The organism is Geodermatophilus amargosae, from assembly GCF_900116515.1.
Taxonomy (GTDB): Bacteria; Actinomycetota; Actinomycetes; order Mycobacteriales; family Geodermatophilaceae; genus Geodermatophilus; species Geodermatophilus amargosae.
On record NZ_FPBA01000059.1, the window covers coordinates 1 to 2,667 of the forward strand.

Genomic DNA, 2,667 nt, shown 5'->3' on the forward strand with positions numbered 1-2,667 from the left:
TGCCGTTGCAGTACTAGCTGGGTAGGCGGGCAGGTGCGGGTCACCATCACCGTGAGCGGCTCCACGCCTGCGCAGGGCGCGTTCGACGCATGGACCGCCGACCTGGTCCCCGCCGTCCTCGACGGGGCCGCCGACGTCGACGTAGTCCTGCCACCGCCGCGCGCGTCCACACCGCCGCGCAGCCCGGTCACCCCGCCGGTGGCCACCGCCGCACCGGCGCCCGTGGCACCGACAGGCCAGGACTGCGAAGCGCAGCTGCTCGCCGCGCTGGCTAAATACGCCACCGGAGCGGCGCCGATCGACCCGGTCGTGGCGGCGGTGCCGGCCGGCAGCGCGGACGCCGCCCGGGCCACCGCCGAGGACATCCGCGCCTGGGTCACTGGTGACGCGGCCGCATGGGAGCTGGCGATCACCGACCCGCCGGCGCTGTTCGGCTCCGGCCAGGTGATCGGCTCGCTGTGCGCCGGGGCATGAGCGGCCGCCGGCCCCGCCGACCGCGGAATGACGCGTGGCCCGGGCGCTGACGCTGGGGCGGTCGCCGTCGCCGCGCTGTGCATCCTGGGGAACTGCACCGACGACCAGGACGACACGGCCGCGGAGGCAACCGCGGCCGCCGCCCCGACGACGCCTGCCCCGCCCACGGCTAGCCGTTCGGCACCCCCCAGCGAGCGCGCCATGACCCCGTCGCCGACGCCGGAACCGCCACCGCCACTGGACATCGTCCCGCTCCGCTACGTCGGCGATGTCGCCGACGAGCCGCCCCGACCGGCGCTGCCGAAACTGCCCCCGGCGGGCACTGTGCGCGCCGCCGTCGAGGTTCGCGGAGGATGGTCCGGCAGCTTCGTCCTCGACGGCGGCGATCCTCGGGTGAGCGTCACCTGCGGCGACCAGCCGAACCCGCGGGCCGGCATTGAGGTGTACGCGCTGAACTACCTGGCCACCTCGGAGGCCGGCACCGGCGAGTACGGACTGCCCGATGGCGGCTGGGCACTGCGGGTCACCCGGATCGGGCCGCTGGGAGACACCGGCGACGTCGATGTGTCGCTGACCGGTGTCACCGCCGACGGCGACGGATGGGAGATGCCTGGATACGGCACCGAAAGCCGAACCTGACATCGTCGCCACGGGCCCGCTGGACAACTCCGCCATCGCCTTCGCGTACCGCGGCGTCGCCCGCCCGCAGTTCCTGTCCGGCGACGCGGACAAGATCACGTGGGTCACGGTCACCGGCACGGTCAGCTGCCCGGCGCCGCTACCCGACCTCACCTGGGGTGACGGCTGAGCCCGGTGTCGCCGGCGTTCCGCTCGGGGCCGCGGCCGCTCGCCGCGGTGGTCCACTCCTCGTGTCGACTCCTCGCCGTGATCGACGCGCAGCCGGCCGAGGGCAGCCAGCCGCAACGCGCGCGGCCATGGCCCCCACTCGCCGCGTCATGTCGGGGCAGATCCTCGCTCGCCCGGTCCCTGGGCCGCCCAGAGGCGACCGGGCCCGGACATCGGTTCTCGCGCTCGTTGACGCCTATCGCGAGAAAGCGTAGATCCTCCCGCGTTCTCATCCCACCCGTCAGTGACAGGAGAAACGCGATGGCCGCCACCATCACCATCCACCCGGACCCCGCCTTCACCGGCAAGCTGGACATCTACATCCACAGCGACGGCAGCGTCACGACCGTGACCATGGACGCCCCGGAGGCCGAGCTCCTCAAGGACCCCGACGTCCTCGCGCTCCTCGCCCGGCACGAGGCCGCGACCGCCGGCACGCCGTCCCGCGACGTCGTCCGGCACGCCGTCCAGCTCGGCTACGACGCCAAGGCGCCCGGGGGCACGGGCCAGGCGAAGTACGTGCGCCTGATCTACAGCGCGCCGTCGCACAAGCGCACGGTCACGCTCTACATCGACAGCGTGAAGATCGCGTCCGGCGGCAAGGAGCAGTGGGAGTTCGCGCTTTCCATCCCCGGCCGCGAGCCGTCGTCCAAGGACATCCGCTTCTACTACAAGGACGTCGACTACAAGACCGTGCTGCAGGCGTTCAAGGACTGGGCTGACGCGGCCTGACCCACCGCCGACGCGACGCCGCGAGCGCCCCCGCCGCGCAGGCGGCGGGGGCGCTCGGTGGCCGCGTGCCCGCGTCAGAACGTCGGGTGGTTGCTGAGGCGCTCGCCGCAGAGGGTCACCTCGTCCGAGGGGTACTCGTGCAGGGTGTACTCCTCGTCGCTGCTGACCGGCTGGGAGACGGTGACGCCTCCACGGCTCGCGGAGACCGAGCCGTTGTCCACCGGCCCGAGGACGTAGTCCTCGACCACGGCCCGGTAGGTGCCGCACTCCTCCGGGAGGACGCCGCTGACACTCACCCAGCCGCGGCACCACGCATCGGGTGCGGCGCCCTGCCGGGCGCGACGGCCGGCACGAGGCCGCCGCAGTCGGCGATCCGGTCGCGCGGCTGGCCACGCGGTCGGACTTGATCATGGTCGGCCGGGCCGCCGCACCGGTGACGTCTGCAACGAGGCGCTAACCGGGCACGGCGCGACGGAAGGGCACGCGGACGCACGGAGGGTCCACACCCCGACGAGCGGGGCGTGGACCCTCCGAGTGTCCTGCGGGATCAGGCGTCGACGCCCACGGCCTCCTTGGCGAGCGAGGCGAGCTGGGTCTGCGCGGCGCTGACCACGT

General features: G+C 73.6%; 4 protein-coding genes. 3 read left to right on the forward strand and 1 reads right to left on the reverse strand.

The features are described from left to right. From BM414_RS28075 to BM414_RS28085, 3 genes are all read left to right on the forward strand, one after another. On the forward strand, positions 1-474 hold a 474-nt coding region (locus tag BM414_RS28075; RefSeq protein WP_217644973.1), incomplete at its 5' end, for a hypothetical protein. Positions 475-675: 201 nt separating this feature from the next. After that, positions 676-1,113 carry a hypothetical protein gene (locus BM414_RS28080; protein ID WP_139246138.1) on the forward strand — a complete coding sequence of 146 codons (438 nt, stop codon included), beginning with the start codon at positions 676-678 and terminating at the stop codon, positions 1,111-1,113. A gap of 468 nt (positions 1,114-1,581) precedes the next feature. Then, a complete protein-coding gene (locus BM414_RS28085; protein WP_093585338.1) occupies positions 1,582-2,052 on the forward strand; it encodes a hypothetical protein in 471 nt (156 codons plus the stop codon). A gap of 74 nt (positions 2,053-2,126) precedes the next feature. Here BM414_RS28085 and BM414_RS28090 read toward each other — a convergent pair whose 3' ends face one another. Continuing rightward, positions 2,127-2,348: a hypothetical protein gene (locus tag BM414_RS28090; protein ID WP_093585341.1), complete on the reverse strand. Its 222-nt coding sequence runs from the start codon at positions 2,346-2,348 to the stop codon at positions 2,127-2,129. Positions 2,349-2,667: the final 319 nt, after the last annotated feature.